This is a genomic window from Herbaspirillum sp. C7C2 (assembly GCF_022627865.1).
Classification (GTDB): domain Bacteria; phylum Pseudomonadota; class Gammaproteobacteria; order Burkholderiales; family Burkholderiaceae_D; genus Herbaspirillum; species Herbaspirillum frisingense.
The window spans coordinates 1-3,585 of the sequence record NZ_JABXGI010000042.1 but is presented as its reverse complement, the minus strand read 5'-3'; the positions used below and the strand labels follow the sequence as shown (position 1 = coordinate 3,585).

The following is a 3,585-nucleotide window of genomic DNA, read 5'->3' as shown; positions in this document are numbered from 1 at the left end:
CAAGCGGGTCTGTAGCTCAGCTGGTTAGAGCACCGTGTTGATAACGCGGGGGTCGTTGGTTCGAGCCCAACCAGACCCACCAAGGTTTCGGGGGTTTAGCTCAGCTGGGAGAGCACCTGCTTTGCAAGCAGGGGGTCGTCGGTTCGATCCCGTCAACCTCCACCAAGAAATGTCAAACCTAAGTCAGCGTTGAGCGTATGGCGTAGTGATTTAGGTTTGATCTTTTACGATCAATGGCTGTTTTTGTTCTTTAACAATCTGGAAGAAGTAAAGATTCATTTAAACGATCGCCAGGACTTCGGTTCTTGCGAAAGTAAAAATGGGTGTGATTGTATCAATCAAAGTATTACGAAGTGATCTTAGCAATTAGAAGACTTACTTTGGAATACGGCAAACGCTAAAACTCAACGCTTCTTTATAACGCTCTTGCAAAAGAGGCTAACGTTATAGGAACAAGCGAATAAGTGCACATGGTGGATGCCTTGGCGATTACAGGCGATGAAGGACGTAGTAGCTTGCGATAAGCTGCGGGGAGCTGGCAAACAAGCTTTGATCCGCAGATTTCCGAATGGGGAAACCCGGCCGTAAGGTCATCGTTATCTGAATACATAGGGTAACGAAGCGAACGTGGCGAACTGAAACATCTAAGTAGCTACAGGAAAAGAAATCAACCGAGATTCCCAAAGTAGTGGCGAGCGAAATGGGATCAGCCTGCAAGATTTAGCATCAACGATAGCAAAACGGAATGGAAAGTCCGGCCATAGTGGGTGATAGCCCCGTATGCGAAATCGATGGTGTGGAACTAGGCTTGCGACAAGTAGGGCGGGACACGTGAAATCCTGTCTGAACATGGGGGGACCATCCTCCAAGGCTAAATACTCGTAATCGACCGATAGTGAACCAGTACCGTGAGGGAAAGGCGAAAAGAACCCCGGAAGGGGAGTGAAATAGATCCTGAAACCGTGTGCATACAAACAGTAGGAGCCTCGAAAGGGGTGACTGCGTACCTTTTGTATAATGGGTCAGCGACTTACATTCAGTGGCAAGCTTAACCGAATAGGGAAGGCGTAGAGAAATCGAGTCCGAATAGGGCGTTCAGTCGCTGGGTGTAGACCCGAAACCAAGTGATCTATCCATGGCCAGGTTGAAGGTGCGGTAACACGCACTGGAGGACCGAACCCACTAATGTTGAAAAATTAGGGGATGAGCTGTGGATAGGGGTGAAAGGCTAAACAAACTTGGAAATAGCTGGTTCTCTCCGAAAACTATTTAGGTAGTGCCTCAAGTATCACCATCGGGGGTAGAGCACTGTTATGGCTAGGGGGTCATCGCGACTTACCAAACCATTGCAAACTCCGAATACCGATGAGTGCGAGCTTGGGAGACAGACGCCGGGTGCTAACGTCCGACGTCAAGAGGGAAACAACCCAGACCGCCAGCTAAGGTCCCAAAGATTGGCTAAGTGGAAAACGAAGTGGGAAGGCTAAAACAGTCAGGAGGTTGGCTTAGAAGCAGCCATCCTTTAAAGAAAGCGTAATAGCTCACTGATCGAGTCGTCCTGCGCGGAAGATGTAACGGGGCTAAGCCAGTCACCGAAGCTGCGGATATCCGTAAGGATATGGTAGGAGAGCGTTCTGTAAGCCTGTGAAGGTGTCTTGTAAAGGATGCTGGAGGTATCAGAAGTGCGAATGCTGACATGAGTAGCGATAATGCGGGTGAAAAGCCCGCACGCCGTAAGCCCAAGGTTTCCTGTTCAACGTTCATCGGAGCAGGGTGAGTCGGCCCCTAAGGCGAGGCAGAGATGCGTAGCTGATGGGAAGCAGGTTAATATTCCTGCACCGTCGTTAGATGCGATGGGGGGACGGATCGCGGAAGGTTGTCCGGGTGTTGGAAGTCCCGGTTCTTGTATCGAAGAAGGCTGTTAGGCAAATCCGGCAGCGTAATTCAAGGGTATGAGACGAGCGAACTTGTTCGCGAAGCAATCGGAAGTGGTTCCAAGAAAAGCCTCTAAGCTTCAGTCTAACGAGACCGTACCGCAAACCGACACAGGTGGGCGAGATGAGTATTCTAAGGCGCTTGAGAGAACTCGGGAGAAGGAACTCGGCAAATTGGTACCGTAACTTCGGGATAAGGTACGCCCAAGTAGTTTGACTGGCCTGCGCCAGAAGGACAAAAGGGTTGCAATAAAATGGTGGCTGCGACTGTTTAATAAAAACACAGCACTCTGCAAACACGAAAGTGGACGTATAGGGTGTGACGCCTGCCCGGTGCTGGAAGATTAAATGATGGGGTGCAAGCTCTTGATTGAAGTCCCAGTAAACGGCGGCCGTAACTATAACGGTCCTAAGGTAGCGAAATTCCTTGTCGGGTAAGTTCCGACCTGCACGAATGGCGTAACGATGGCCACACTGTCTCCTCCCGAGACTCAGCGAAGTTGAAATGTTTGTGATGATGCAATCTACCCGCGGCTAGACGGAAAGACCCCATGAACCTTTACTGTAGCTTTGCATTGGACTTTGAACCAATCTGTGTAGGATAGGTGGGAGGCTTTGAAGCAGGAACGCTAGTTTCTGTGGAGCCAACCTTGAAATACCACCCTGGTTTGTTTGAGGTTCTAACCTTGGTCCGTTATCCGGATCGGGGACAGTGCATGGTAGGCAGTTTGACTGGGGCGGTCTCCTCCCAAAGTGTAACGGAGGAGTTCGAAGGTACGCTAGGTACGGTCGGACATCGTGCTAATAGTGCAATGGCATAAGCGTGCTTAACTGCGAGACTGACAAGTCGAGCAGGTACGAAAGTAGGACATAGTGATCCGGTGGTTCTGTATGGAAGGGCCATCGCTCAACGGATAAAAGGTACTCTGGGGATAACAGGCTGATTCCTCCCAAGAGTTCATATCGACGGGGGAGTTTGGCACCTCGATGTCGGCTCATCACATCCTGGGGCTGTAGCCGGTCCCAAGGGTATGGCTGTTCGCCATTTAAAGTGGTACGTGAGCTGGGTTTAAAACGTCGTGAGACAGTTTGGTCCCTATCTGCCGTGGGCGTTGGAAGTTTGAAGGGGGCTGCTCCTAGTACGAGAGGACCGGAGTGGACGAACCTCTGGTGTATCGGTTGTCACGCCAGTGGCATTGCCGAGTAGCTAAGTTCGGAAGAGATAACCGCTGAAAGCATCTAAGCGGGAAACTCGCCTTGAGATGAGACTTCCCGGGAACTAGATTCCCCTAAAGGGTCGTTCGAGACCAGGACGTTGATAGGTCAGGTGTGGAAGCGCAGTAATGCGTTAAGCTAACTGATACTAATTGCCCGTGCGGCTTGTTCCTATAACATTAGCTCTGTTATAGACAAGTTGAGCATATATTGTGTTTGCCCTAGTGCATCACACCCCAGAATCTAATTACTTCTTCCAGTTTGAGTTGCTTGCTGCTCCGTTCGAGAGCAAGGAACTATACAAGTTATGCCTGATGACTATAGCAAGTTGGTACCACCCCTTCCCATCCCGAACAGGACCGTGAAACGACTTCGCGCCGATGATAGTGCTGCAACCAGTGTGAAAGTAGGTCATCGTCAGGCTTGTTACTCCCAA

The 3,585-nt window shown here is 50.2% G+C and carries 2 tRNA genes and 2 rRNA genes; all 4 read left to right on the top strand.

Going from position 1 to position 3,585, the window contains the following annotated elements:
- Window positions 1-5: 5 nt before the first annotated feature.
- The 4 genes from HWE04_RS24135 to rrf all read left to right on the top strand — a co-directional run bounded on the left by HWE04_RS24135 (window position 6) and on the right by rrf (window position 3,572).
- A tRNA-Ile gene (locus tag HWE04_RS24135) sits at window positions 6-82 on the top strand.
- A 7-nt stretch (window positions 83-89) separates the two neighbouring features.
- Window positions 90-165, top strand: a tRNA-Ala gene (locus tag HWE04_RS24130).
- Window positions 166-450: 285 nt separating this feature from the next.
- Window positions 451-3,322, top strand: a 23S ribosomal RNA gene (locus HWE04_RS24125).
- Window positions 3,323-3,459: 137 nt separating this feature from the next.
- Window positions 3,460-3,572 (top strand): 5S ribosomal RNA (gene rrf, locus HWE04_RS24120).
- Window positions 3,573-3,585 lie beyond the last annotated feature (13 nt).